Source organism: Arthrobacter nitrophenolicus (genome assembly GCF_000332815.1).
GTDB classification, from domain to species: domain Bacteria; phylum Actinomycetota; class Actinomycetes; order Actinomycetales; family Micrococcaceae; genus Arthrobacter; species Arthrobacter nitrophenolicus.
Window position 1 is genome coordinate 49,493 of the sequence record NZ_AOFD01000002.1, and the last position, 26,004, is coordinate 75,496.

21 protein-coding genes, 2 tRNA genes and 4 pseudogenes are annotated in these 26,004 nt (G+C 67.5%); 2 read left to right on the top strand and 25 right to left on the bottom strand.

Annotated elements, in window-relative coordinates; all coding sequences use genetic code 11:
- Positions 1-9: 9 nt before the first annotated feature.
- From metE to G205_RS00845, 8 genes and pseudogenes are all read right to left on the bottom strand, one after another.
- A pseudogene (metE, locus tag G205_RS00810) lies at positions 10-2,339 on the bottom strand (5-methyltetrahydropteroyltriglutamate--homocysteine S-methyltransferase).
- 45 nt (positions 2,340-2,384) lie between these two features.
- Complete coding sequence (locus G205_RS00815) at positions 2,385-3,434, bottom strand: methylenetetrahydrofolate reductase (protein ID WP_009356340.1); 1,050 nt, start codon at positions 3,432-3,434, stop codon at positions 2,385-2,387.
- A gap of 350 nt (positions 3,435-3,784) precedes the next feature.
- Complete coding sequence (locus G205_RS00820) at positions 3,785-4,543, bottom strand: hypothetical protein (protein WP_009356341.1); 759 nt, start codon at positions 4,541-4,543, stop codon at positions 3,785-3,787.
- The gene (locus tag G205_RS00825) at positions 4,540-5,511 is read right to left on the bottom strand and encodes a vWA domain-containing protein (RefSeq protein ID WP_009356342.1); all 972 of its coding nucleotides are present in this window, start codon (positions 5,509-5,511) and stop codon (positions 4,540-4,542) included. The genes G205_RS00820 and G205_RS00825 overlap by 4 nt, the downstream gene beginning before the upstream one ends.
- A gap of 23 nt (positions 5,512-5,534) precedes the next feature.
- Complete coding sequence (locus tag G205_RS00830; RefSeq protein WP_009356343.1) at positions 5,535-6,545, bottom strand: vWA domain-containing protein; 1,011 nt, start codon at positions 6,543-6,545, stop codon at positions 5,535-5,537.
- On the bottom strand, positions 6,536-7,006 hold the full coding sequence (locus G205_RS00835; protein WP_009356344.1) for a hypothetical protein: 471 nt from the start codon (positions 7,004-7,006) through the stop codon (positions 6,536-6,538). Before G205_RS00835 ends, G205_RS00830 begins: the two co-directional genes overlap by 10 nt.
- Complete coding sequence (locus G205_RS00840; RefSeq protein WP_009356345.1) at positions 6,996-7,892, bottom strand: DUF58 domain-containing protein; 897 nt, start codon at positions 7,890-7,892, stop codon at positions 6,996-6,998. The genes G205_RS00835 and G205_RS00840 overlap by 11 nt, the downstream gene beginning before the upstream one ends.
- A gap of 7 nt (positions 7,893-7,899) precedes the next feature.
- On the bottom strand, positions 7,900-8,907 hold the full coding sequence (locus G205_RS00845; protein ID WP_009356346.1) for an AAA family ATPase: 1,008 nt from the start codon (positions 8,905-8,907) through the stop codon (positions 7,900-7,902).
- A 150-nt stretch (positions 8,908-9,057) separates the two neighbouring features.
- Here G205_RS00845 and G205_RS00850 point away from each other — a divergent pair, with 150 nt between their 5' ends.
- Complete coding sequence (locus G205_RS00850; protein ID WP_235046732.1) at positions 9,058-9,261, top strand: hypothetical protein; 204 nt, start codon at positions 9,058-9,060, stop codon at positions 9,259-9,261.
- A gap of 7 nt (positions 9,262-9,268) precedes the next feature.
- Here the strand turns inward: G205_RS00850 and G205_RS00855 are convergent, their stop codons facing one another.
- From G205_RS00855 to G205_RS00880, 6 genes and pseudogenes are all read right to left on the bottom strand, one after another.
- Positions 9,269-10,141, bottom strand: a complete 873-nt coding sequence (locus G205_RS00855) for a carbohydrate ABC transporter permease (protein ID WP_009356348.1) — start codon at positions 10,139-10,141, stop codon at positions 9,269-9,271.
- Positions 10,138-11,019, bottom strand: a complete 882-nt coding sequence (locus G205_RS00860) for a carbohydrate ABC transporter permease (protein ID WP_009356349.1) — start codon at positions 11,017-11,019, stop codon at positions 10,138-10,140. The genes G205_RS00855 and G205_RS00860 overlap by 4 nt, the downstream gene beginning before the upstream one ends.
- A 3-nt stretch (positions 11,020-11,022) precedes the next feature.
- Positions 11,023-12,351 carry an extracellular solute-binding protein gene (locus G205_RS00865; RefSeq protein WP_152419487.1) on the bottom strand — a complete coding sequence of 443 codons (1,329 nt, stop codon included), beginning with the start codon at positions 12,349-12,351 and terminating at the stop codon, positions 11,023-11,025.
- A 140-nt stretch (positions 12,352-12,491) separates the two neighbouring features.
- Positions 12,492-13,694 carry an ROK family transcriptional regulator gene (locus G205_RS00870; RefSeq protein WP_035751671.1) on the bottom strand — a complete coding sequence of 401 codons (1,203 nt, stop codon included), beginning with the start codon at positions 13,692-13,694 and terminating at the stop codon, positions 12,492-12,494.
- A gap of 185 nt (positions 13,695-13,879) precedes the next feature.
- The gene (locus tag G205_RS00875; protein WP_009356352.1) at positions 13,880-15,046 is read right to left on the bottom strand and encodes a class I SAM-dependent methyltransferase; all 1,167 of its coding nucleotides are present in this window, start codon (positions 15,044-15,046) and stop codon (positions 13,880-13,882) included.
- Between the two features lie 63 nt (positions 15,047-15,109).
- Positions 15,110-16,191, bottom strand: a pseudogene (locus G205_RS00880) (FAD-dependent oxidoreductase).
- Between the two features lie 116 nt (positions 16,192-16,307).
- Here G205_RS00880 and G205_RS00885 point away from each other — a divergent pair.
- Complete coding sequence (locus G205_RS00885) at positions 16,308-17,630, top strand: SAM-dependent methyltransferase (RefSeq protein ID WP_009356353.1); 1,323 nt, start codon at positions 16,308-16,310, stop codon at positions 17,628-17,630.
- Between the two features lie 82 nt (positions 17,631-17,712).
- Here G205_RS00885 and G205_RS00890 read toward each other — a convergent pair.
- The 11 genes and pseudogenes from G205_RS00890 to rplU all read right to left on the bottom strand — a co-directional run bounded on the left by G205_RS00890 (position 17,713) and on the right by rplU (position 25,802).
- Positions 17,713-17,785: transfer RNA gene (locus G205_RS00890), tRNA-Ala, on the bottom strand.
- A gap of 208 nt (positions 17,786-17,993) precedes the next feature.
- Positions 17,994-18,066 (bottom strand) — tRNA-Ala (locus G205_RS00895).
- Positions 18,067-18,182: 116 nt separating this feature from the next.
- Positions 18,183-18,584 carry a ribosome silencing factor gene (rsfS, locus tag G205_RS00900; RefSeq protein ID WP_009356354.1) on the bottom strand — a complete coding sequence of 134 codons (402 nt, stop codon included), beginning with the start codon at positions 18,582-18,584 and terminating at the stop codon, positions 18,183-18,185.
- Positions 18,585-18,622: 38 nt separating this feature from the next.
- Positions 18,623-19,936 carry a hypothetical protein gene (locus G205_RS00905; protein WP_009356355.1) on the bottom strand — a complete coding sequence of 438 codons (1,314 nt, stop codon included), beginning with the start codon at positions 19,934-19,936 and terminating at the stop codon, positions 18,623-18,625.
- 7 nt (positions 19,937-19,943) lie between these two features.
- A complete protein-coding gene (gene nadD, locus G205_RS00910) occupies positions 19,944-20,558 on the bottom strand; it encodes a nicotinate-nucleotide adenylyltransferase (RefSeq protein ID WP_009356356.1) in 615 nt (204 codons plus the stop codon).
- A gap of 55 nt (positions 20,559-20,613) precedes the next feature.
- Positions 20,614-20,844, bottom strand: coding sequence for a hypothetical protein (locus G205_RS00915; RefSeq protein WP_009372865.1), 231 nt, complete (start codon positions 20,842-20,844; stop codon positions 20,614-20,616).
- Between the two features lie 80 nt (positions 20,845-20,924).
- Positions 20,925-22,300 (bottom strand): annotated as a pseudogene (locus G205_RS00920) (glutamate-5-semialdehyde dehydrogenase).
- A 26-nt stretch (positions 22,301-22,326) separates the two neighbouring features.
- Positions 22,327-23,478 carry a glutamate 5-kinase gene (proB, locus tag G205_RS00925; protein ID WP_009372866.1) on the bottom strand — a complete coding sequence of 384 codons (1,152 nt, stop codon included), beginning with the start codon at positions 23,476-23,478 and terminating at the stop codon, positions 22,327-22,329.
- Positions 23,468-25,053: pseudogene (obgE, locus tag G205_RS00930) on the bottom strand (GTPase ObgE). The gene proB and the pseudogene obgE overlap by 11 nt, the downstream one beginning before the upstream one ends.
- Before the next feature lie 115 nt (positions 25,054-25,168).
- Complete coding sequence (gene rpmA / locus G205_RS00935; protein WP_009372867.1) at positions 25,169-25,432, bottom strand: 50S ribosomal protein L27; 264 nt, start codon at positions 25,430-25,432, stop codon at positions 25,169-25,171.
- A 61-nt stretch (positions 25,433-25,493) separates the two neighbouring features.
- On the bottom strand, positions 25,494-25,802 hold the full coding sequence (gene rplU, locus G205_RS00940; protein ID WP_035751639.1) for a 50S ribosomal protein L21: 309 nt from the start codon (positions 25,800-25,802) through the stop codon (positions 25,494-25,496).
- Positions 25,803-26,004: the final 202 nt, after the last annotated feature.

Consider the following 26,004-nt stretch of genomic DNA (forward strand, 5'->3'; position numbering starts at 1 on the left):
CTTATTCAGCTACTTCGCGGCTTCCAGCAGTTCCGCGCGGACCGTCCGGGTTGCCTTGACCAGGTTGCGCAGGGACTCTTCGGTCTCGGCGTAGCGCGGGTCTTCAGGCCGCAGTCCGGGTTGACCCAGAGCTGGCGGGACGGGACGTGCTTGACGGCGGTGCTGAGGAGTTCAGTGACTTCCTGCTCTCCCGGCACGCGGGGCGAGTGGATGTCGTAAACGCCAGGGCCGACGCCGCGGCCGAAGCCGTGGGACTCGAGGTCGTGGACAACCTCCATGCGGGAGCGGGCTGCTTCGATGGAGGTCACGTCGGCGTCGAGGCCGTCGATCGCGTCGATGATTACACCGAACTCCGAGTAGCAGAGGTGGGTGTGGATCTGGGTGGCGTCTTTGGCGCCCGCGGTGGCGAGGCGGAAGGAGTCCACGGACCACTTCAGGTAGTCGGCGTGGTCGGCCTTGCGCAGAGGCAGGAGTTCGCGCAGCGCGGGCTCGTCCACCTGGATGACCTTGATGCCGGCGGCTTCAAGATCGGCGATCTCGTCCCGCAGGGCCAGGCCAACCTGGTTTGCGGTCTCGGCCAGCGGCTGGTCGTCGCGGACGAAGGACCAGGCCAGGACGGTGACCGGGCCGGTGAGCATGCCCTTCATCGGCTTGCTGGTCAGGGACTGTGCGTACTTCGCCCATTCCACCGTGATCGGGGCCGAGCGGGTGACGTCACCCCAGAGGATGGACGGGCGGGTGCAGCGTGAGCCGTAGGACTGGACCCAGCCGTGCACCGTCACGTCGAAGCCTTCGAGGTTTTCCGCGAAGTACTGCACCATGTCGTTGCGCTCGGGCTCGCCGTGCACCAGGACGTCGTAGCCGAGTTCTTCCTGCAGGTCCACGACGCGCTTGATTTCGTCCTTCATGAGCTGCTGGTACTGCTCGTCGCTCAGCTCGCCTTTGGTGTTGCGGGCACGGGCGGAACGGATCTCGGACGTCTGCGGGAAGGACCCGATGGTGGTGGTGGGGAGCGGCGGCAGGTGCAGCGCTTCCTCCTGGGCCGCGGCCCGGACCCCGTACTCGGCGCGGGTGAAGTCGGCGGCGGTCAGGGCTTCGGTGCGGGCCCGGACGTCGGCACGGCGCACGCCTTCGGCGGTGGCGCGCGAAGCGATCACGGCGGTTGCCTCGTCGATCGCGGCCTTGGCGGAGGCGGGATCCGCCAGGTAGGACGCGAGGGTCTTGACCTCGACGGCCTTCTGGTCGGAGAACGCGAGCCAGCTGCGGAGCTGTTCGGGGAGCTGGGTTTCCTCGACGACGTCGTGCGGGACGTGCTGGGTCGAGGTCGAGGTGGACACGGCGATCCTGCCGGCAGCGCCCTTCAGTGCGTCCAGTTTCGCGGCCGACGCGGCGAGGTCGTTGCGCCAGATGTTGTGTCCGTCAACCACGCCGGCAACCAGGGTCTTGTTGCCCAGGCCCGCCAGGGCTGCCTCGGACGGAACGCCGCCCTTGAAGACGTCGATGTGCAGGGCGTCGATGTTGGTGGCCGCGAGGGTACCGAGCTGGTTGTCCAGGGTGCCGTACGGGGTGGACACGAGGATCTGCGGGCGGGTGGCGGCAGCGGTGAGGACCTCGTAGGCCCGTGCCACGGCTGCTTCAATTTCAGCGGCGGGGGTGTCCTGGTCGACCACCAGTGCGGGCTCGTCGAGCTGGACCCAGCCGGCACCGGCGGCAGCGAGCTTCTCAAGCAGCCGGACATAGACGGGCAGGATGTCCTCGAGGCGGGACAGCGGCGCGAACCCGGCCGGGGCGTCGTCGGAGGCCTTGGACAGCAGCAGGTAGGTGACCGGGCCGACGATGTAGGGGCGGGTCTCGATGCCGTTGGCCAGCGCGTAGGCAAACTCGTCCACCTTGGCGGTGGAAGCCAGGGTGAACTCGGTCTCCGGACCGAGTTCGGGAACCAGGTAGTGGTAGTTGGTGTCGAACCACTTGGTCATTTCCAGCGGCTGCTGCTCCTTGTTGCCGCGGGCCAGGGTGAAGTAGCCGTCGAGGTCCAGCTGGCCCTCGGCGTTGAGGAGCTTGCCGAAGCGGGCGGGCACGGCTCCGAGGTGTGCGGTGGTGTCCAGGACCTGGTCGTAGTAGGAGAAGGTGCCGGGGACGGCTGCGGCCTCGGTCAGGCCGAGTACCTGCAGCCGCTTTGCGATGGTCAGCTGGATGTCCTTGGCGGCGGCGTCGAGGGCGGCGGCGTCAATCGTGCCGGCCCAGTAGGCTTCCACGGCCTTCTTCAGCTCGCGGCGGCGGCCGATACGGGGGTAGCCCAGGAGTGAGGCGGACGGGAAGGGAGTGTTCTTTTCAGTCATGGCAAAGTCCTTAAAATTCGTTGTGCTCTGCATGAAAGGCACTGGTTATCGAAGGCACAGGGGAAAAGAGGGCAGCGCGGAGCTGCCGGACCAGGGCGGCGTCAAACTGCGTGGCCGGCGGGTGTGCTGCGTCAGCCGGCGAGCTGGGGGGCGGACCGTGGAGGCCGGGCGGACGCCGGCACGGCCGCGCCGCGGCAGGGCGAGCTTGTCCAGCACTTCCAGCGCGCTCTGGTGCTCGTTGAAGGTGTAGATGTGGATGCCGGGCGCCCCGGCATCCAGGGCTGCGTTGGAAAGGTCGACGGTGGCGTCGACGCCGATGTGGAGTCGTTCCAGGTCGGTGTCGGCCGCGGCCAGCTTGGCCGTCAGTTCCGGAGCCGGTTCCACGCCGGTCAGTTCGCCCAGGCGGTTGAGGCGCCGGAGGCTGGTGAGCGGCATGACGCCAGGGATGATCGGGATGGTGACCCCGGCCCGGCGTGCCCTGGTGAGGAGGTCGGCGTACTGGTCCGCGTGGAAGAACACCTGGGTGATGGCGAAGTCGGCACCGGAACGCTGCTTGGCCAGCAGCACCTCGACGTCGTGCTCCTCGCTCGGCGATTCGGGGTGGCGCGCAGGGTAGGCCGCGACGCCGACGGCGATCTTCCCGGCACACAGCAGTGCCGAACGGCGCTGCTCGACCCGGCGGATGAGCTCGATCAGGTCCTGGGCATAACGGAGCGAACCGTCGGTAACCTGGCCGTCGGCCGGCAGGTCGCCGCGCAAGGCAAGGATGCCGCGCACGCCGGTGTCCAGCAGCTGGCCGATGATGCCCGCCAGTTCCTGCGGGGTGTTCCCGACACAGGTCAGGTGGGCCAGTGGCCGAAGCGTGGTTTCGAGCAGGAGCCGGTTGATGAGCTCGACGGCGGTGTCCCGGTTGGATCCGCTGGCACCATACGTGACGGAGACATAGTCCGGCTCGGTGGTTTCGAGTTCACGGATGGTAGTCCAGAGCGTCTCTGCGGCCGCCGGCGAACGGGGCGGGAACAGCTCATAGGACAGCGCTACGGGAGCGGCGTCAGATAGATTCGGATGTGTCTCAATAAGGCTTGGTGGTGACATTTGCGTCCTTGGCTTTGGGCCATTGAGGCCTGCTGCCATAAACGTGGCGGCAGTCGGCAATGAATTGAGTTTGGGGAACACACGGGGAACTCCACAGGACGCAGCCGCGACTGTTACGCCTGAAATGAAGTTGTCCGTGAGCAAATGTCAGGCCCACATGGGGGCACCCACACCCTCCCGCACGGAGGATCGCTGACACGTTACCGCGGTAACTTGGATAAGACTCTATGAGCGGGGGCCCGAGCATTCAAGTTGGCCTCCGAATTAAGACGCAGTCTTACGCCTTGTTTCATTGCTGAAATGGAATTTTCTTCGCCTGGTTGCTGCTTTTCCCGCCGGCCACTGCACCGCTACCAGGGACGGTCGGGCCCCGCATCCCCGGTATCCCTCAGGTAGTCGTCCCGCTCGCGGGCAGCATTGCGTTCGCGTTCCGCCTGCCGGGCGCTCTCCCCAAGCTGTTCCAGTTGGCTTTTCTGCGGAGAGGGCTGTTCCTCGGCGCTGTCCTCCGGCTCGGATTCCCCCGGCGCCTCTGTGGACTCCGCGGCGGCGGCCAGTTTTTCGGTCAGGCGCCGCTCCGCTTCGGTCAGCTGTTTCCCTGCGTCCTGGGCACTGGCCCCGGAAAAGCATCCCGGCGGCGCAGCCACCGCCACATCCAGGGCTTCTGCGTAAAGGGCAGCAGCCGACGCCGGGTCCTCCGCCCGCAGCTTGGCGTCACCGATGTGTTCGATTGCGAGGCTGAGGTTCACCCATATGACGCAGTCGTCAGCAGAGCCGGCGGGCACGTCGTCCAGCGCTTCCTGGAAGAGGACCCTGGCGGCAGGGTAGTCTCCGGCCAGGACTTTGGCGTCGCCCGCCGCGAACGGCGCCTTATGGGGCTCGACGACGTTGGCCAGACCGAGTGCTTTCGCTGCCTCTTCAACGGCTGCAGGGTTCCCGGCCTCGAAGGCCGAAGCAGCCTGACCTGCCAGGAGATTCAGGCTGAGGAATTTTGCGGCGACACCGAGCAGAACCAGCACGGGTACGGCGGACCATAACAGCAGAAGCCGGCGGCGGCGCATCCGGCTTCGCCTGTCCCCGGATGCGGAAGGCGCCGGAACGGAAGGAATCATCGGGCGTCCTCCCTGGCTTTGGCGGAGCGCCCGCCCCTGCGGCTCTGCGCCGATGTTTCCGGTTCGGGCGCCTTGGCGGGCTGCAGGGCGCGGACCCTCCGAATGACCACACCGAATTCCACCAGCGCCAGGGCAAAGGCGCCGGCGGCCAGGACCCAGTACAGCTCTGTCCTTCCCGGCAGCGAGGCGTCATTCGCGGCGGACTCCATTGTGCCTGGGCGGGCCTGCTGCAGCATCGGTGCAGCAGGATCGCCGGCGGCCCGGTGCACATACGGCACCTGCAGCTGCGAGGCAATCTCCCGGAGCCTGCCCTCGTCAATGACCGAGACTGCGTCCCTGCCCTCCATGTCCTGGACATACCGCGACTCCCGGTCGCCGCCGTCGGACGCCACGCCTGTATTCTCCTTCATCCGCCCGCCGGCCGGGGTGCCGTAACCGAGCACCGCTCCCCCGGATACCAGGCCGTTCCCCATACCCAGCGGTTCGGGCGCAGCGGAGCTTGTCTGCTCGCCGTCGCCCAGGTAGAAGACGAGCCGTGGCCGTTGAGGGTGGCTGTCCCGGGCTGCCGCGAGGCGTTCAGCGAGCACCTGCCGGGCCGCGCTGATGCTGCTCCCCTTGGCGTACGCGGTGACCTGGGGCTCGAGGACGGACGTGATCGTTTCCAGGGCAAGGGTGTCGGTGGTCAGCGGCATCCGGACGTGTCCCTTGGTGTCAAAGGTCAGCACGGAAAAACGTGCCCCCGGCAGCTCTGCCGCGATGGCCATGATGTCCCGCCGCACGCCGTCCATCCGGGGAGTCCCGCTTCCGTGGTCTTCGGCCACCATGCTGGTGGTGGTATCCACCACGAAGAACACGTTAAGGTCCGACGTCGCAGCCTGGGCTGTACCGCCGGACACGCCCGGCCGTACCAGCGCCAGGAGCAGGAGCGCCACCAGCAGGCCCCGGCGCAGCCAGGCACGTGTTGGCATCCTTCGGGGAATCCGCACCCTGGTCATATCCGCAACCGCCACAACGCGGTGCACAGGACCAGCCCGGACACGAGGGCAGCCGCCAGGGGCACCGCCGGCTCATCCGAGACCACCGCGCGCGGAGCACCCTTGATTGCCGCTGTCTCCGTTTCCTCCACCGCCGACACGATGCCCGCGATGGCGTCCGGATTGTCCAGCGCGTAATAGGCCCCGCTGGTGGATTCAGCAGCCGACCGGAGCTGGGCCCCCGGCTGGCCGGCACCGGCGCCGTAATCGAGGTCCGCCGGGTTCAGCGCGTATACCCGCACGGAGCGGCCTGCCGCCAGCTGCGCAGCTTCAGCCAGCGTCATGATGGGCTCGCCGGACAGCAGGTTGTCCGTGGCGAGCACCACCGACCGCGAACGCTGGGGAGCGCTTGGTGCCCCGCCGTCGGCGGTGTCCGGCGAGGGGAAACTGTTCAGGCACGATGCCAGCCCGTCACCGATCAGGGACGAGCCGCGGCCGCTCCAGGTCCCGTCCAGGAACCCGGAGCTCCCCGGCTTTCCATCGAACGCGTCCCTGGCCTGCTGCAGCTGTTCCTGGACGTAGTCATAGTCATCAGTCAGGGGAAACACCTGGATGGCCGTGCTGTCGAAGATGGCCAGTCCGATCCGTTCACCGTCGAACTTCCGTGCCAGCTCTGCATAGGCCTCCACCACCGCCGCGTCGGCGCTGCTCATGGAGCCTGATGCGTCCAGGCACAGCATGATGTCCCGGTTGTGCTGCTCGGGCCGAATCGTTGTGACGTCAACTGGACGGGCCGCCGCCACCGCTGACGACACCAGCAGTGACGCGCAGGCGAGCCCAGCAATAGCCAGCCACCGCCGGTAGCGCCTGACCGCAGCCTGGTACTCCGGCAGCAGGGTGAGGCGGTCGGCGTGCGCTGCAGGCCGGCGTCGGGCACTGCCCCTGGTGCCGGCGCGGAAGGCAGCAACGCCGACGGCAGCGGCGGCAACCACCGCCAGCGGCAGCAGCCACCAGAACATCAGCCCCATGTGCTCACCGTCTCCCGTGCCTTGGCGGCGGCGGTGGAAACCGGAGGCAGCGGTTCCTGCCCGAATTCGCCCGGATACAACGCGCCGACGGCGGACGCGGCGGCGGGCAGCGGGTGTCGTTCGAGGTCCTGGCGGGTCATCCGGAGTGCGTCCACGCCTGAGGCGTCCCGGACGAAGCTGCGCAGCAGGCGGCTGAGGTCCTGGTGGCTGGCACGCACGCCGCGTTGGCCGGCCGCGGCGGCCCGTTCCACGTCGTCGATGCGTTGCAGGTAGGCGGCCTTCAGCGCGGGAAGGTCGGTGAGGGATGCCGCGCGCGGGCGGTGTGCCGTTGTCCGCGGATGCCGGGTGACGGCAAAGACGAAGACATACCAGCCTGCCACCACTGCCAGGAGTGCCACGCCTGCCCACATCCATACCGGGCTGTACTGGAGCGGACCGTAGAAGCCGGGTTCAGCCTGCACGGCGGTGCCTTTCCAGGAGCGCGAACAGCGCGGTGACAACGCCCTGGCTGCCTGCCACGTCGCCTTCCGTGATGCCTGCCTGCCGCAGCATGGCCTTGCGGGCGGCGTCCCGCTCGGCAATGCCCTTCGTGTACGCGGCCACCACGGTGTCGGATTGGGCCAGGTGCGCGGGAAGAAAGACGTAGTCGGCAACACTGTAGAAGTCCGCGACGGCGCCGCCCGGGCCGGGCTGGCTGGGCGCCAGATCCGCGTCGCGCACCGTGAGCCAAAGGATTTCATGCTGCGCGCGAAGGCGGCGGAGCAGCCCTGCCATGGCAGGGGTGGCGGCGATTTCGTCCGCGACGACGAACAGCAGGTTCCGCCCCTTCACGGTCCGGGCCACGTGGTCCAGCTGGTCTTCGAGCCTGCTGGGTGCCACCCCGGCACCGGCGTCGCCATGCACCTGCCGGAGGAGCCGCTCCAGGTGGGCCTCGCCCCCCTTGGCCGGAATGAAGCGGGTGCGGACGGAGTCGCCGCTGACCAGCCCCACCACGTCGCCATGACGGTGGGCCAGGTAGCCCATCACGCCGAGCGCCATGACGGCGATGTCCTTCTTCGGCTCCCCCGTCCGGGAGATGGCGGCCATGTTCCGTCCGGTATCGGTGAGCAGCAGGAGCGTCTGGCGGCGGACCGCCACGTAGCGTTTGATCAGCGGCGACCCGTGCCGCGCCGACGCTTTCCAGTCAATGTCCCGCACTTCGTCTCCGGGCACGTAGGCGCGGAGATCGTCAAAGTCCAGGCTGCGGCCGCGGAACACTGAACCGTACTCGCCGTCGAGCAGGCCGCGTGCTTTGCGGTGGGCGAAGATTGCCATCTTCGACTTCACCCGCAGGAGGAGGCTGGCCATGCCGGCCTCAGGGGGTCTGGACGGCGGCGACGACGGCGTCGATCACCGATTCCACCGGCACCTGCTCGGCCACCGCATCGAAGTTCAGGATCAGCCGGTGGCGCAGCACCCGGTGGGCCAGCGCCTTGACGTCCTCGGGTATGACATGGTCCCTGCCGTTCAGCAGCGCGACGGCCCGGGCCGCCTGGCTGAAGGCGATGCTGGCACGCGGGCTGGCACCGAACTCGATGAAGCCGGCCAGCCGCTGGTCGATGTACTGGTGGGCGTTGCGGGTGACGAAGACCAGCCCCACGATGTAGTTGACGATGGCGGGATCGATGTAGATCCGCCGGACGATCTCCTGCACTTCAGCCACGGAATCCAGTGACGCTGCTGCCGCCGGAGCCTGCTCCAGCGTGTAGACGCCGGCGTCGATCCGCCGGATGATTTCCGCTTCCTCGGCCGGAGACGGATAGTCCAGCACATCCTTGAGCATGAACCGGTCCATCTGCGCTTCCGGGAGCTGGTAGGTGCCTTCCTGTTCGATGGGGTTCTGGGTGGCGAGCACCAGGAACGGTGACGGCAGCCGGTAGTCCTGGCCGCCGATCGAGGTCTGGCGCTCCTGCATTGCCTCCAGCATGGCGCTCTGGGTCTTGGCGCTGGAGCGGTTGATTTCGTCGAGCAGGACGATGTTGGCGTGGACGGGGCCGAGCTGAGTGATGAAGGTTCCTTTGGCGGCGTCGTAAATCTGCGTTCCCACGATGTCGCTGGGCAGCAGGTCCGGGGTGCACTGGATCCTGCGGAATTCGGCGCTGACCGCTTCAGCCACCGTCTGCGCCGCGGTGGTCTTGGCAAGGCCCGGGACGCTTTCCAGCAGGATGTGGCCGCCCGTCAGCAGCCCCACCAGCAGTGACTCCCGCAGCCGGGACTGGCCCACCACCTTGGCTTCAAAGCTCCGGGAAATACTGGCGGCCACCTGCTGTGCCCGTGCCAGCTCCGCCGGTTCGATCCTCGCGGACGCACTGGTTTGAAGCACTGTCTATCCCCCTGGTGGCTGTTCGTGGCCGTGCCCTGCGCCCTTGGCTGGAACAGATGCACTTCGCCGCCATCCTATCCAAGACCCGAACCGCGGATCCGGCAATGGGGACCCCTCCCCATCAGGGCCCGGCAGGTCTATCCTTTTGCCATGATTGAGCTTCCAGCCAGTTATAAGGAATTTCTCGCCGACAAGAACGAGATGTTCGTCAGCACTGTAAGGCCTGTCCTGATGCAGTCCGCAGCAGACAAGCTCCACGGGGTCCGGGTTACGTACAACCCCGGAGCCACCGGCCACCAGGCCCACCTCGACGACAGCATTCCCTTCGGGGTTGTGGTCGAGGACATCGACTAAGCAGGCCCTAGCCCCGCACCGCTCCGGAGAGGGCGAAGGAACTGCCGGACCACCTTGCCACAATGATGTACAGGGCCAGGACCGGCAGTGAATAGAGGATCGAGAATGCGGCCAGCTGGCCGTACGCGACTGCCCCGTGCTGTCCGAAGAAGCTGTAGATGGACACCGCGGCGGGCTGCCGCGCTTCGGACAGGAGCAGCACGAACGGGACGAAGAAGTTCCCCCACGCCTGGATGAACACGAAGATAAAGACGACGCCGAGGCCCTGGCGCATAAGTGGCAGGACGATGGTGCGCAGCGCCGCCATCCTTGAGGCACCATCCACCCAGGCGGCCTCCTCCAGGGACACCGGCACGCCGTCCATGAAGTTCCTGGTCATCCAGATGGCCATGGGCAGCGTGGTGGTGGCCATGAAGAAGATGGTGGCCGGCATGGAGTCCAGCAGTTCCAGCTGGACGAACAGGCCGTACACCGGAACCATGATGGCCGTGATGGGCAGGCAGGTGCCGAACAGGACCGCGTATAGGAACGGCGTGTCAAACCGGGACCGGTAACGGGACAGCGGATAGGCCGCCAGTACGGCGGCCACCAGCGTGACGGCCCCTGTCCCGGCGGACAGCACCACGCTGTTCCACAGCGGCCGCAGCAGCAGTTCCGGGGTCAGGACGGCGGCGAAGTTCTCCAACCCGGGCTGGTGCGGCACCCTGGTTTCGTGTCCGGCCTGCGGGTCCAGGGAGCCCAGGACCAGCCACAGGAGCGGCAACAGGAAACACGCGCCCACCAGCAGCAGGGCCAGGTCCGCCGGGGTGGTGCCGCGTCTGCGCTGGGGTGCCAGCGCCTGCACCCCACGGGGCGGCAGCGTCCTCGCCGCGGCGGTCATGCCCGCGGCTCCTTCAGCAGCCGGATGTACACGACGCCGAACGCCGCGCCGATCAGGATGAGCACGGAAGCCACCGCCGTCCCGTACCCGATGTCGCCGAACTTGAAAGCCTCCTGGTAGGCCAGGATGGGCAGCGTGGTGCTGGCGTTGGCCGGCCCGCCCGCCGTCATCACCCAGACCAGGGTGAAGACGGCCAGGGTCTGCAGGGTGATGAGCATCAGGTTGGTGGCGATGCTGCCCCGGATCATGGGCAGTGTGATGAAGAGCAGCCGCTGCCAGCCCCGGGCGCCGTCCATTTGGGCAGCCTCCGTGACCTCGGTGGGAACGTCGTTGAGGGCGGCCTTGTACACGAGCATGGAGAAGGCCGTTCCGCGCCACACGTTGGCCAGCATCACGGCCACCATGGGGAACGCGTACAGCCACTCCGGCCTGCCGAAGCCCAGGGCCCCGAGCAGCTGGTTAAGCGTCCCGTCCTTGCTGAAGTACGCGTAGGCGGCGAAGGCGGCCACGATCTCGGGCAGCACCCATGCGGCCACCACGGCCGTCCCGACGAGGGATGCGACGGCCGGCCGTGCCCGGCGCATCAGTACGGCGATGGCCAGGCCCAGCAGGTTCTGGCCGAGCACCGCAGATCCTCCCACGAACAGGACCGTGAGCCCGAGGGAGAGCGGGAAGACGGGGTCGGTGAGCAGCCGCTGGTAATTTTCCAGGCCCACCCATTCGGGATTCCTGGCGCTGCGGCCGGTCAGTCCGGCATTGGTCAGCGACGCCTGGAAGGCCCACAGCACGGGGCCGGCGAGGAAGACCAGCAGGAGCAAAACGGCAGGGAGGACCGGCAGGTAGCGGACCAGCTGCCGGGCCCGGTGGCTCAGCAGCACAGGTTACTTCCGGACGGTCTTGTCGCCGCCCACAATATCCGTGACTGCTGCATCGTAGTCGGCGGCGGCCTGCTCCGGCGTCCGGCTGCCGGTGATGACCGCCTCGGTTGCCTCCTGGACAGCGGCGGAGATCCGGGGGTAGTCGGACGTGGCCGGCCGGTACCGGGTGACCTTCACCAGGTCTGAGACGTCCTTCACGAAGGGGTTGGCGTCCTGGTAGCCGGGGTCTGCAGCCACGTCTGTCCGGACGGCGATCTGCGAGCTCTCCACGGTGAACGCCAGGGAGTTCTTCTGGTTCAGCGCCGTCGACAGGAACTTGAACGCCAGGTCCGGCTCCTTGGTTTCGGCGCCCACTGCCAGGGTCCAGCCGCCGGACATGCTGACTGCGCCGGGAGCGTCACCGTTCTGGGTGGGGAACGGGGCCACGCCCATGTCCTGCTCGTAGCCGGGCCACTCGTAGCTGCCGCCCTTTTGCCAGAACGACGGCGCGTAGGAGCCTTCCACGGTGGCGCCCAGCTTTCCGTCCGGGAACCATTCGCCGAACACCTTCTTCCAGACGTTCGCGTCCAGTGCCTCCGCGGGGGTGACGGCCAACTGTTCGTCATAGAGCGTCTTGAGGAAGCCCAGCGAGTCCTTGAATCCGGCGGACCCGACGACCCATTTCTTGGATTCCTCGTCGTAGAGGCTGGATCCGGTGCCGTAGAGCAGTTCGTAGAACCCCTGCATGACGGTGCCCTCGCCGGTTCCCTTGCCTGCGTACATGTTGAACGGGATGGCGGAGGGATCGTTGGCTTTGATCTTCCGGGCGGCGTCGAGGATGTCCTGCCAGCTGCGCGGTTGCCAGGGTTCGCTGATGCCGGCGGCCGCTAAGACTTTCTTGTTGTACCAGATGGCCCGGGTATCGGTGCCCAGCGGCACCGCGTACGTGCCGCCGTCGTCCGCGCGGCCGGCTGCCTTGGCGGCGTCGTCGTATTTGTCCCAGTCCTCCCACCCCTCAAGGTGGGAGTCAAGCTTCAGGAGGTAGCCCGCGTCCACGTCCGAGCGAACCTTGAACGTGTCCTCGTAGAACACGTCGGGCGCGGTGGACGGCGAGCGCAGGGCGAGGGCCAGCTTTGTGCCGTAGTCATCGTCGTTGCCGTGAATGGGCTGCAGCTCAACGGTGACGCCCTGGTTCGCTGCCTCGAACTCCTCCTTGGCCGACTGGAACATCGTGTCCAGCGCGGTGAAGGAATCCGTCTTCTGGTACGCCACTTTCAGGGTCTTGGACCCCTCGTCCGGAGTACCGGGACTGCAGGCCGCCAGCGCAACCAGTGCCGCGGCGAACAATGACATGTTTTTCAGGGCCCGGTGACGCATGGTGCTCCATTCAGTTAAAGCTGCGGACCCCGTTGTCAGCGGGCCCCAGCCGCGGCAATATGCACATGCTAGATGGGCGGGATGCCGCAATCAAGGCACCGGTCCAATGCGTCGGGTCAGCTCTCCAGCAGCAGCCGCTGGGCGCGGGGGGCAAGGGTGTGTTCCAGCACCAGCGAGGCTGCACCGATGGCACCCACGTCCTCCCCCACGCCGGTCCCCACCACCTCGATGGGGTGGATCAGCCGGGCCGCACTGTTGGCATCCAGCACCGGCGGAACCTTCGCCAGGAAACGTTCTGCCATGCCGCTCCAGAAGGGGCCGCCGAAGACCACGCGTTCGACGTCCAGGGTGTTGGTGACCACCGATACCGCCCGGGCAACCAGCACGGCGGACTTGTCGATGATGGCGGCAGCGCGCTGGTCGCCGGCGTCGGCCAGTTCGCAGAGCCTGGCGAAGCTTTGCTGGATCTCGGCGCCGCTGTTTCCGGCACGGGAGCCGTCCAGGATGCCGGCAGCCTCGGCTTCCGCCACGAGGACCTGGGGGATGCAGGAGGATTTCACGCAGCCCCGCAGCCCGCAGTCGCACTCGGGCCCGTCAGGGTCCACCACAATATGGCCGATCTCGCCGGCATTGCCGGACGTTCCCCGCACCACTTCATCATTGAGCACTATGCCGCAGCCGATGCCGGTACCCATGTACATGAACACGAAGCTGCCCGCGCCGCTGGGTCCGCCGGCCCATGTTTCGGCGACAGCGGCACTTGTCACGTCCTTGTCCACGAGGACCGAGTAGCCGGTGGCGTCCGAGAGCGCATTGCGCAGCTCCACCCGGTCCCAGCCCGGCAGCAGCGGCGGGTCCACCACAGTTCCGTTGTCCAGGTCGATGGGACCCGGTGCCGCGACCCCGAGGCCGGCAATCCGGTCCCGGTCTACCCCTGAGTCCTCCACAAGCTGGCCGATTTCGGCCGCGATGGTGCTGATCACGGCGGACGGATCGTTGCCGCCCGGGGTCTTGATCCGCGAGTGCCGCACCACGGCGCCCACGAGGTCAAGGACCACGAAGGTTGTGACGGCGGGATCGAGGTGGACGCCCAGGGCGTACATGCCGCGGGGGTTGAGGCGGAGGATGGTGCGGGGCTTTCCGGGCCCGCTGCCTTCCTTGCCGGCTTCGACAATGAGGTTCTGGTCCAGGAGGCGGCGGGAGATATTGGAAATGGTCTGCGGTGACAGACCGACGATTCCTGCGAGCTCAACGCGGCTCAGCCCGCCCGAGGACCTGCGGATGGCATCAAGGATCACCGTGAGGTTGAAGTCGCCCATCCGGGGCAGGTTGGTTCCGCGCCTCGGAGAGGCCTGGCGGATCTCGGTCACGGTGTCCCCTAAACTTCTTCGGCCACGTGGTTGTGGTGCTGCTTGAATCGTACGTTACGCGTAGGCGCAGACCCATAGGGCGCGACGGCGGCGCGGCCTACTTTGCGCATACATTTACCGGACCTTGCGTACCTTTACTGGAACTTGCGCTTGATGCTCCGGGTCACCAGGAACTTGGGGTTCTGCCCTTCGACGGCAGTGGGTCCCACCTGGCGCTCCAGCGCCGGGAGGTAGGGCAGGTGCCGGTTGTACACGGTCCACAGTTCACCGTCCGGGGCCAGCACGCGCCCCGCGGCCTCGATCATTTTCAGCCCGGCGCCGGCATGCACTCCGGCCCCGACGTGGAACGGCGGATTCAGCAGCACCAGGTCGGCGCTGCCGGCCTCCATGGTGCTGAGCGCGTCATCCTGCAGGACGCGGATGCGGTCCTGAAGCCCGTTCGCACGGGCAGTGGCCAGGGCGGAGGCCACGGCAGCGGCCGACTGGTCGGTGGCGGTGACGGTGGATTCGGGTGAGTGGCGGGCATACATGGCAGCGAGGATGCCGGTGCCGCAGCCGAGGTCAACAGCGTGGCGGGCGGGTTTCATGGCCGGCAGGAACGTCAGCAGGAACCGGGTGCCGATGTCCAGCTTCGGGCCGGCAAAGACGGCCCCGTGCGCGGCGACCTCCAGGTCCAGTTCGGCAAGATGGCCGACGACGGGGAAGCGGTCCGGCTCCCGGGTTGCCTTGGTGCCGGTGGCAAGGATGACACGGGACTTTTGCCGGGCGAGCTGCGGCTGGACCGAGTCGAAGAATCTTTCCAGGACAGCATTCATGCCCAGGGACATGTGCTTGACCCGGCCACCGGCCAGCAGGGTCACACCGGCGGGCGCGTGCCGGGCCACCGCGGCCACAATTTCCTCCAGCTCAGCCAGGGTCTTCGGCAACTGCAGGAGCACGGCGTGCGCGTCCGCCAGGAGCGCGGGGCCAAGCGGCACCTGTTCAAACGCCGGCTCAGTGGCTGTGCCGGCGTCGTGCCCTGCAGCCAGCCAGTCCGCCGCGTTGAGGCGCAGCGCCCGCTCCCCCGTGACCAGGTCTTGGTGCACGCGGACCGCTGCCGGTTCCAGCACCGCCAGCGCGCCGAGGGTCAGTGCACCGTACCGGTCGCCGATGATCGCCAGCCGGCTGCCCGGGGCGACGTGGTCCCGGGCCGTCTCCAGCAGCAGCCGGTCGGTGGCATCCCACGCCTGGAGGTTGGGGGCCTCTACGTCGGGCCGCCGCCGGAGCACTTGGAAGACGTCCTCAAGACGGTTGGTTGCCACTGATGCCTGCTGCTTTCTGCTGTTCCCGATGCCCGGCCCGCGCTTTCACGTCGGAAAACGGGGTCAGCCCCACGTTACCGTTTCCGCGGCGGGAGCTACTCCTGGCAGCTTCAGGATGGCGGCCACGGCCGCGCGGCCCGCCCGGTTGGCTCCGATGGTGGACGACGACGGCCCGTAACCCACCAGGTGCACGCGCGGTTCGGCCGCCACCCGTGTTCCGTCCATGACGATTCCACCGCCGGGCCCGCGCAGGTGAAGCGGCGCCAGATGCTCGAGCTCGGCACGGAATCCGGTGGCCCAGAGGATGACGTCGGCCCTCAGGAGACTCCCGTCTGCCAGGCGCACCCCGTCCGGCTCAATGGCCATGAACATGGGTTGCCGGTCCAGCGCGCCCCGTGCCGAAGCAGCCCGGAGTGCTGGCGTCCAGATCAGCCCCGTCACCGACACCACGCTCTGCGGCGGCAGACCCTTGCGGACCCGCTCCTCCACGAGCGCCACCGCGTCGTGTCCCGCCCGGGCGTCAAACTCCGCATCCCGCCACACCGGTTCCCGCCTGGTGAACCAGCTGGTGGAGGTCACCTGCGAGATTTCGTCCAGAAGTCCGACGGCGGAGATCCCGCCGCCCACCACGATGACATGCAGGCCGGCAAACTCCTCGGCGGAAACGTAGTCGGCCACGTGCAGCTGTCTGCCCCGGAAGGTGGACTGCCCCGGTAGATGGGCCAGAACGGCCGGGTCCAGGTGCCCGTGGCGTTGATGACCGCCTTTGCCGCCCACTCGCCGTCGGAGGTGGAAATCGCCAGCCTGCCCGCCGGGTCGGTATCTTCGCGGCTGACCGAGCGGACCTTCACGGGGCGCCGGACAGCGAGGCCCAGTTCTTCCTCATAATCACGGAAGTAGCGGGTCAGGAATTCTGAACTGGGTTCGGAGGGGTCGACGGCGGGTTTCGCGATGCCCGGAAGGTCGCTGATCCCGTTGACGGTGGCCATCCGAAGGCTCCGCCACCGGTGCCGCCACGCACCGCCCGGCCCTTCTTCGGCGTCGAGCACCACGTAGTGGAGCCCGCGGCGCTGCAGATGGTAGGCGGCGGACAGCCCCGCCTGGCCCGCCCCGATCACGGCGACGTCGACGCGGGCAGAATTCACTCCCCCATGATAGTCGGGCGGGGGGTTCCGGCTTTAGGGTTGGCCCAAGGAACCGGCCCGGGAGGGCACGGCAAGGTTACCCGGGGCGGCCCGGGCTGTACGGGAAGGCAGCCACCATGAGGAGAGACCACGGTGCGGCAGCAAAACTGGCCAAGGCATTGGGCATCGTGTTGGGAACCGAACAGATACCACTGCGCCTGAAGGCCTGGGACGGTTCCGAAGCCGGCCCGGAGGGGGCACCCGTCCTGGAATTCCGTTCCCGGCGGGCCCTGCGCCGGATGCTGTGGTCGCCCGGGCAGCTGGGGATGAGCAGGGCTTACGTCGCCGGCGAGATCGATGCGCCCGGGGACGTCTTCGAAGCCTTCTCGGCGTTGAGTTCGGTGGGAAAATTCACCGAGCCCGGTCCATTCCGGCCGCCCACCCCCGCCGAACTCTGGTCCCTGGTCCGCACCGCCATCCGGCTGGGGGCCCTGGGCCCCAATCCGGCGCCGCCACCCGAGGAGGCCCGGATCCAGCGCAAAGGCAGGCTGCATTCGCGCCGCCGGGACTCGGCCGCCATTTCACACCACTACGACGTCGGCAACGACTTCTACGCCCTGGTGCTGGGGCCGTCAATGGTGTACTCGTGCGCCGTCTGGCCCGGGGATGCTGAGGGTATGCGGGGCCCGACGGCAGGCGCCCGCCTGGTGGAGGGGCTGGACGCGGCACAGGAAGCGAAGCTGGACCTTGTCTGCCGGAAGCTGGACCTGAAACCCGGCATGCGCGTGCTGGACGTGGGCTGCGGCTGGGGCAGTTTCGCCCTGCACGCGGCGGGAAAGTACGGGGCCACCGTGGTGGGCGTAACGCTTTCGGCGGAACAGGCGGTCCTCGCCCGGAAACGCGCAGCAGATGCCGGGCTGACGGACAAGGTGGACATCCGGGTCCAGGACTACCGGGACATACCGGACGGGCCGTTTGATGCGGTCAGTTCCATCGGCATGTCTGAGCATGTGGGGCGTGAACATACCCCCGGCTACGCGGCGGCACTGTTTGCGCTGCTGCGGCCCGGCGGCCGGCTGCTCAACCACGCCATTTCCTGGAACGCCGGACCCACAAAGCCGGATCCGGATTCGTTTATCCCCCGGTATGTCTTTCCCGACGGCGAGATGATCAGCCTCGGCGAGATGGTTGCGGCCCTGGAGTCCGCCGGTTTCGAGGTCCTGGACGTGGAGGCGCTGCGCCGCCACTACGCCTTGACGCTGCGCGCGTGGGTCAGGCGGCTGGAGGAGAACTGGGACCAGGCGGCCGGGCTGGCCGGCCTGGGCCGGGCCCGGGTGTGGCGGCTGTACATGGCTTCCAGCGCGCTGGGCTTTGAGAACAACCTGACCGGAGTGAACCAGGTCCTGGTGCAGCGGCCAGGCGGAGAGGAACCTCCGCTGCGCCTGACAGCCTGGCTCTGACGCGCGGGGTCCGGATTTAAAGCAGAAGAGGAACCATCCTTGAAGGATGGTTCCTCTTTCCTTCTCCTGGTGGAGAATCGGGTGGAGCTGAGGGGACTCGAACCCCTGACCCCCTGCATGCCATGCAGGTGCGCTACCAGCTGCGCCACAGCCCCGTACTTTTGCCGTTCCGGTCGAATTCCCCGGAGCAACCTGACCAGCTTAATGCACTTTTGCGGATGCACCAAATCGGGAAAGTCTGCGGCGTGCAGCCCATAAGGAGGGCGACTGGAGCAGCCCGTGGATGGGGTCCGGAGGCCGTCGACTTCCTGGCGGGAAACAAAAAATCCGCCGGAATCAGATGATTCCGGCGGATTTGTCCGGTGGAGCTGAGGGGACTCGAACCCCTGACCCCCTGCATGCCATGCAGGTGCGCTACCAGCTGCGCCACAGCCCCGGATTGTTGCTGCTCTTTCAAGCTTTCTCCGGGTCTCCCCCGAAGCAACTCAAATATCTTAGAACAGCAATTCCGAAAATTCCAAATCGGGAATATTCGCCGCGCCGGTGCGCCAGCTACTCGCCTTCGGAAGCTGCCGCTGCCTTCGCGGAGGCGTCGTCACCGAGCTGGAGGTCCACCACGGGGCAGTCCTTCCAGAGACGCTCGAGGGCGTAGAACACCCGGTCCTCTTCATGCTGGACGTGGATGACAATGTCGGAGTAGTCCAGCAGGACCCAGCGGCCACCCGAGCGGCCTTCACGGCGCACCGGCCGCAGGTCCTGCTTGGCCAGCTCTTCCTCGATACCGTCCACAATGGCGTTGACCTGGCGTTCGCTGGGCGCGGAGGCGATGAGGAACACGTCCGCCAGCGCCAGCCGCTCACTGACGTCAAGTGCCACGATGTCCTGGGCGATCTTGTCCGCGGCCGCCTTTGCGGCGGTGCGGGCTATGGTGATGGATGAATCTGATGCAGTCACGGGACTCCTTGTTGGTGAAAAATGTGGGGGCTCGCCGGTCAGCTGGAGATGCCGCTGATAATCAGGAAGATGCCTGAGATGAGCGCCACGATGCCGAAAAGCAGGATGCACAGCTGCAGTACCCGGTTCCGCTTTGCCCGGGCCAGTCCGGCAGTGGCCGCGTCCAGGGGGTCGAGCCCGTAGGCTGAACTGGCCGGGACCCTGGGCAGTTCATCAGCGAGTCCCTCGGACTGGTCTTCCGGGAAGACAACAGCCTTGGGACGGGTGGCCGCGCGGGCGGCAGCCTCGGCGCGGGCGATGACCTGGGAACGGCCGGATGCACTGTTCGCCGCTGCCTGGTTGGGCCGGCTGGCGGGACGCCGCTGCTTGCTTGTGCCGGCAGGCGGGACCTTTGTACCGGGGCGGGTGGCAACGGGTACGTGGGAGGTGGCCGGCGGCTTCATCACCGGGCGGTCGATGCCGGGAACCTGCACAAACTCAAGCGGTGTGACCATGGCCAGGTTGCTGGCTGTTGACGGGCCGGGGCGCTCCTGGGAGGCTGCGTCTTTGGTGGCCGGGTCCTTCGCGGGGACCGGTTGCGTGCCTGCCTGCTCGGCAAGTTTTTGCTTGGCGAGGGCGCGGCGGTTCATGACGGCGGCTCGTTCGGCGAGGGCAATCTGCTCCGCCAGAATGTCGGGGTCCACCGCTTCCGGATCCATGGAGGCAATGTGCTCCATTTTGGCGATCTGGTTCCTGGCCTGCTCCGCGATCAGTGCCCTGGCAGCAAGGGCCTGCTCAACCGTCATACCCTCCGGTCCCCCGGAGCGGGCAGCGGCGGCCGGTCCTCCCTTGGCGGGCGGGTTCTTCGCGGCGGGCGGCGTCTTGGCCGCAGGCGAGTCGGCATCCTGTGCCCGCTGCGGCTTGTGGCCCGCCGCGGCGGCAGGTTCGGCGGGAGCAGCCGAAGGACCCGCGGCAGGCGGAACGATGGGGTTGGCGGCGGTCAGCGCCTGTTCCTTGAGCTGCTGCAGGCGGAGCTGGCGCCGGGTGGGCGGACCACCGGCGGCGAGCTGGCCTTCTTTTTCTTCCAGCTCTTTGATGGTGCGCAATGCTGCGCGGTCCCGGGCCCGGATCTGGGACGACCGCTGGGTGGAAACCGGGTCGGCAGTCTTGGCGGCGGCCGCCTGCGCGCCGGCGGCAGGAGGGGTCGCATCAGCGCCCGGGCCTGCCGGGCGCTTGGCGTCCGGCAGCGCCGCAGGCTGCCGGTCAGTGGCAGGGGCAAGCTGCTCCGGGCCTGTGGACACGGACGCCTGCTGGGCGTCCCTGGCCTTCCGGAGTTCCCGGCGGCTGCGGATGGGGGGCTGTTCCTGGCTCATTGAGAACTCATTCAGTACTGGCTGGTTCACGTGCTTCGGAGGATGGCTGGTTCCCGTCCGCCGGCACCTGGGCATAGAGACCGTACTTGGCGATGTACTGCACCACACCGTCCGGCACCAGGTACCAGACGGGGTCGTGCGCCGCGACCCGGGCCCGGCAGTCCGTGGAGGAGATGGCCATGGCGGGCACTTCGAGCAGGCTGACGTCGTCCCGTCCCATGCCGTCCAGCACGTGGCCCGGGCGGGTGACGCCGACGAAATGGGCCAGCGACCACAGTTCGTCGATGTCCTTCCAGGACAGGATCTGGGCCAGGGCGTCCGCCCCGGTGATGAAGAAGAGATCCGCATCCGGACGCTGCGCGCGCAGGTCACGAAGGGTGTCAATGGTGTAGGTGGGGCCCGGACGCTCGATGTCCACCCGGCTCACGGTGAAGCGCGGATTCGAGGCCGTGGCAATCACCGTCATGAGGTACCGGTGCTCGGGCTCGCTGACCTGTTTGTGGGACTTCTGCCACGGCTGGCCGGTGGGGACGAAAACCACCTCGTCCAGGTCGAACTCGGCGGCAACTTCGCTGGCAGCAACCAGGTGGCCGTGATGGATGGGGTCGAACGTCCCACCCATCACGCCCAGGCGCAGCCTGCGGCCGGGGCCGCTGTGGCGCAAAACGCGGGAAATGTTAGTGGCCCTGCCCGTGATCGTGCTTGTTCGGGTGCTGGCGGTGCGGATCCGCGTGCTCCTCGGTCGCAGCGTGGCGGTTGCCCAGGTTCTTGTAGGAGAGGGTGATGAACATCAGCACCAGGAAGATGGCGAAGATGACCACGCCGAAGACCCACGGCTCAGCCCACAACGGCGCGAGTTCGTGTTCTTCGCCTTCGGCGACGGTCATGGCGATCTGCTGGAGCAGCATTTTCTCCCCTAGGGTTTCAAAGGTTGGTGGCAGCGGAAAGGTCCGCTGCTTTCTGGCGTCTGGTCTATGTTACCGCGTTGCTACCCGCGGACTTGGCCCTCGCCCTGCACGATCCACTTGGTGGTGGTGAGCTCGGTCAGGCCCATCGGACCGCGGGCATGCAGTTTCTGCGTGGAGATGCCCACCTCGGCCCCCAGCCCCAGTTCACCGCCGTCGGTGAACCGCGTGGACGCGTTCACGATGACCGCTGCCGAATCGACTTCGGCAATGAACCGTTCGGCGTTGGCGAGGTTGTTGGTGAGGATGGCTTCGGTGTGGCCGGTGGACCAGGTGCGGATGTGACTGACGGCCTCATCGAGGCTGTCCACCATGGCAACGGCCAGATCCAGGTCCATGTACTCGGTGCCCCAGTCCTCATCCGTGGCCGGTTCCGCCTCGATGTTGGCAGGCAGGGCGGCACGGATGCGGTCATCCGCGTGCAGCCGCACGCCGGCCTTGCTCAGGGCGGCAGCGACGGCGGGAAGTACAGTGGACCCGGAGTGGACCAGGAGCGTTTCAACGGTGTTGCAGACGCTGGGCCGCTGGGTCTTGGCGTTGAGCAGGATCTCCACGGCCATCTCTTCGCCGGCGGATTCGTCGATGAAGATATGCACGTTGCCCTCCCCCGTCTCGATGACGGGGACGGCGGAGTTGTTGACCACCGTCTGGATGAGGTCCCGGCCGCCGCGGGGAATCAGGACGTCCACCCTGCCGCGGGCCCGCATGAGCACGTTGGCGCCGGCGCGTCCGTACTGGTCCACGGTCTGCACGGCGTCGGCGGGCAGGCCGACGGATTCGAGGGCCTCACGCAGCACCCGCACCAGGACCTCGTTGGTGGCCTCGGCAGCGCTGCCGCCGCGCAGGATCACGGCGTTGCCGCTCTTGAGGGCCAGGCCGGCGATGTCCACGGTGACGTTGGGGCGGGCTTCGTAGATGGCTGCCACCACGCCCATGGGGACGTTGACCTGGCGCAGGCGCAGGCCGTTGGGCAGGGTCTGGCCGCGGACCACGTTGCCGACGGGGTCGGGCAGGTTGGCCAGGTTTTCGAGCGCTGCCACCAGCCGGCGATGCGGGCCTCGGTCAGCGTCAGGCGGTCAAGCATGGCAACGGAGGTGCCGTTGGCCTTGCCGGCGGCAACGTCCGTGGCGTTCGCGGCCAGGATCGCCTGGGTGTTTTCCTCCAGGGCGGCGCCCACTGCCCGCAGTGCCCGGTCCTTCCAGGCACGGTTGGCCATGGCCATCCGGCGGGCGGCGGTGCGTGAACGGTCGGCGATGGCGTGGACTGCAGCCTGGACCTCGGCCTCGGAGAGGGGAACCGAGGCGGATTCCGGCGCTGCTGCAGGCGTGCCCGGCTGCGCACCGGCAGCGGCAGCGTCTACGGAATTGTCAGCAGTGTTGGAAATCAGGGCCTCAGTCATGTTCCAAGTTTAGGCGAGCCGGGGACTCAGACCAGAACCAGGTCGTCAACATGAACAACTTCGCGGTCGTAGCCGGTGCCCAGTTCCTCCCCGAGGTCCCGGGTGGACCGTCCGAGCATGCGCGGCAGTTCCTCGGACGAGTAGTTCACCAGCCCGCGCGCCACCACGGTGCCGTCGGCACCCGCGATCTCGACGGCGTCGCCGGCTTCAAAATCCCCGTGTACCGCCGAGATGCCCGCGGGCAGCAGGGAGGTGCGGTGGTGCCGCACGGCCCGCACCGCGCCGTCGTCCAGGACCAGGCGGCCCTGCACGGAGGCGACGTGTGCCAGCCAGAGGAGACGGACGGGTTTGCGTGAGCCGTTGACAGTGAACCAGGTGCCCACGTCTTCGCCGTTCAGGGCGGCGGCCGCGTTGGGCGTGGAGGTGACCAGGGCGTGGATGCCGGAGCCGGCGGCCATGGTGGCTGCCTCCACCTTGGTCATCATCCCGCCGGTGCCGACGCCGGCCTTGCCGGCTTTGCCGATGGTGACGCCTTCGAGGTCGTGGGGTCCTTCGACCAGGGGAATCCGCTTGGCCCCGTGCGACGGCGGGCCGTCGTAAAGGGAGTCGACGTCGGACAGCAGCACCAGAGCGTCGGCCCGGACCAGGTGCGCCACCAGGGCGGCGAGCCGGTCGTTGTCGCCGAACCGGATCTCGTGCGTGGCGACGGTGTCATTCTCGTTGACGACAGGGACCACGCCCAGGTTCAGGAGCCGGTCAAGGGCCCGGAAGGCGTTGGTGTGCTGGCTCCGGCGCATCAGGTCTTCGGCGGTAAGCAGCACCTGGCTGACCGTCACGCCGTGCGCCCCGAAGGCCTGGGTGTAACGGGCCATCAGCAGCCCCTGCCCCACACTGGCCGCGGCCTGCTGGGTTGCCAGGTCCCGCGGCCGCTTGGCGAGACCCAGCGGGGCCAGCCCGGCGGCAATGGCGCCGGAGGACACCAGGATCAGTTCCGTGCCCGCGTTGCGCTTGGCGGCCAGGGCATCGGCGAGGGCGATGAGTGATTCCTCGGCGATGCCGCCCTTGATGCTGGTCAGCGACGACGAACCGACTTTGACCACCACGCGGCGGGCGTTGGCGAGCACACTCCTGTCCACGGCCCGGGTTTCCGGTTCTGCGGCGGCCGTCCTAGAAGTCATCGGCGTCGAGTCCGCTTTCCTTAAGGGGCTTGGCCACGCGGCGGCTGCTCACGGACTCGGTCCAGATGCCGGCCTTGCGCTCAGCCTCCAGCTCCGCCCGGGCCGCAGCCTTGGCATCCTTGCGCTCCTGCTGCTCTTCGCGCTTCTGGCTGCGGGTGGGACGGTCACCAATGTCCGCGAACCGGACGTCCGTTCCGCGCGGGGACGCCAGGAGCTCGGCACCCGCCATCATGGTGGGCTCCCAGTCGAAGACGACGCCGTCGTCCTCGCCGATCACCACGGTATCGCCGGGCTTGGCGCCCTGCTTGAACAGTTCCGTTTCGACGCCGAGCTTCGCCAGGCGGTCGGCGAGGTAGCCGATGGCTTCCTCGTTGGTGAAATCGGTCTGCTTGACCCAGCGCACGGGCTTCTCGCCCAGGACCCGGAACAGCGGCTCCAGGTTCTTTTCCTCGCGGCGGATCCGGAAGCCGGTTTCGTTGACCGCGCGCGGCCGCAGCACGGCCGGCTGCACCTTGGGCGGCGCGGCAGCCACCGCGTCGCGGGCCGCCTGGACGATCTCCGCCATGGCGAAGCCGAGCTGGCGCAGTCCTTCATGGCTGGTGGCGGACACCTCGAACACCCGGTACCCGCGGGACTCCAGCTCGGGGCGGACGAAGTCGGCCATGTCCTTGCCGTCCGGCAGGTCCACCTTGTTCAGCGCCACCAGGCGCGGGCGGTGATTCAACGGAACAACTTCGCCGTCCTGGCCGGCGTAGCTCATGTCCACGGCGTACTTCTCAAGCTCGGCTCGATGATGGCGAGGTCGCTGAGGGGGTCGCGGTCCGATTCCAGGGTGCCGCAGTCAAGGACATGGACCAGCGCGGCGCAGCGCTCCACGTGGCGCAGGAAGTGGTGGCCGAGGCCCTTGCCCTCGCTGGCCCCTTCGATCAGCCCGGGCACGTCGGCGATGGTGAAACGGACATCGCCTGCCTGCACCACGCCAAGGTTTGGAATGAGGGTGGTGAAGGGATAATCGGCAATCTTGGGCCGGGCGGCGGACATGGCGGCGATCAGGCTGGACTTGCCCGCTGAAGGGAAGCCGACCAGTGCAATGTCCGCAATGGACTTCAGCTCCAGGACGATGTCCCGGGATTCGCCCTCGATGCCGAGGAGCGCGAAGCCCGGAGCCCGGCGCTTCTGGGAGGACAGGGCCGCGTTGCCCAGGCCGCCGATGCCGCCGGCCGCCGCCACAAATTCGGCGCCTTCGCCCACGAGATCCGCCAGGACGGTGCCGTCCTTGGACTTCACCACGGTGCCGTCGGGAACAGGCAGGACCAGGGTCTCGCCGTTCTTGCCGCCGCGCCAGTCGCCCATGCCGGGACCGCCGTTGGTGGCGTGGCGGTGCGGTGCGTGGTGGTAGTCAAGGAGGGTGGTGGTCTGGTGGTCCACGCGCAGGATGACGTCCCCGCCGTTGCCGCCGTTGCCGCCGTCGGGCCCGCCGAGGGGCTTGAACTTCTCGCGGTGGACGGAGACGCACCCGTGGCCGCCGCTACCGCCGGATACGTGCAGTACTACCCGGTCTACAAAGCTGGCCACGTAAATCTCCTCAGTGCTGTTTTCGCGGCGCCAAAAGCGCCATCACGATTGTAATGCGGTTAAAAGAACAGTGGAGCGGGCCATCAGGCCCGCTCCACCGCTTTAATGCTGGTTGTTACTCTGCAGCTGCAGCAGCAACGATGTTGACGACGCGGCGACCGCGGCGGGTACCGAATTCAACGGCTCCCGGGGTCAGTGCGAACAGGGTGTCGTCGCCGCCACGGCCCACGCCGGCGCCCGGGTGGAAGTGGGTGCCACGCTGGCGGACGATGATCTCGCCGGCGGAAACTACCTGGCCGCCGAAGCGCTTGACGCCGAGGTACTGAGCGTTGGAGTCGCGGCCGTTGCGAGTGGAGCTCGCGCCCTTTTTATGTGCCATCTGAAATGCCTGCCTCTAAATTCTGGGGAATTTGCTGAAAAACCTGAACAGTAACCGGTGGTTACTTGATGCCGGTGATCTTGACCTTGGTCAGTTCCTGGCGGTGACCCTGGCGCTTCTTGTAACCGGTCTTGTTCTTGAACTTCTGGATGACAACCTTGGGACCGCGGAGGTCCTGGAGGATCTCAGCCGTAACAGTCACCTTGGCCAGGTCAGCAGCGGCGGAGGTGACCTTGTCACCGTCTACCAGGAGCAGCGCGGGCAGCTGAATGGTGCTGCCAGCCCCACCGGCGACGCGGTTCAGGGTAACGAAGTCTCCGACGGAAACCTTCTCTTGGCGGCCGCCTGCGCGGACAATCGCGTACACCACTTGGGAACTCACTTCTCTCGACGTTTCTAACTAAATTTGCGTGCGGAACCGGCTCTAACAGGCTGGCTTCTCGCTGTGCCTCAACGCCGTGGGGTCATAACCCAAGTGTTGGCGTAAGCACCGAAGAACTAGACTACGCTAATTTCGTCTTCGGCCGCAAATGAGGCTGGCTCCGGCGCGCCGGCTGTGATAGCAACCACAG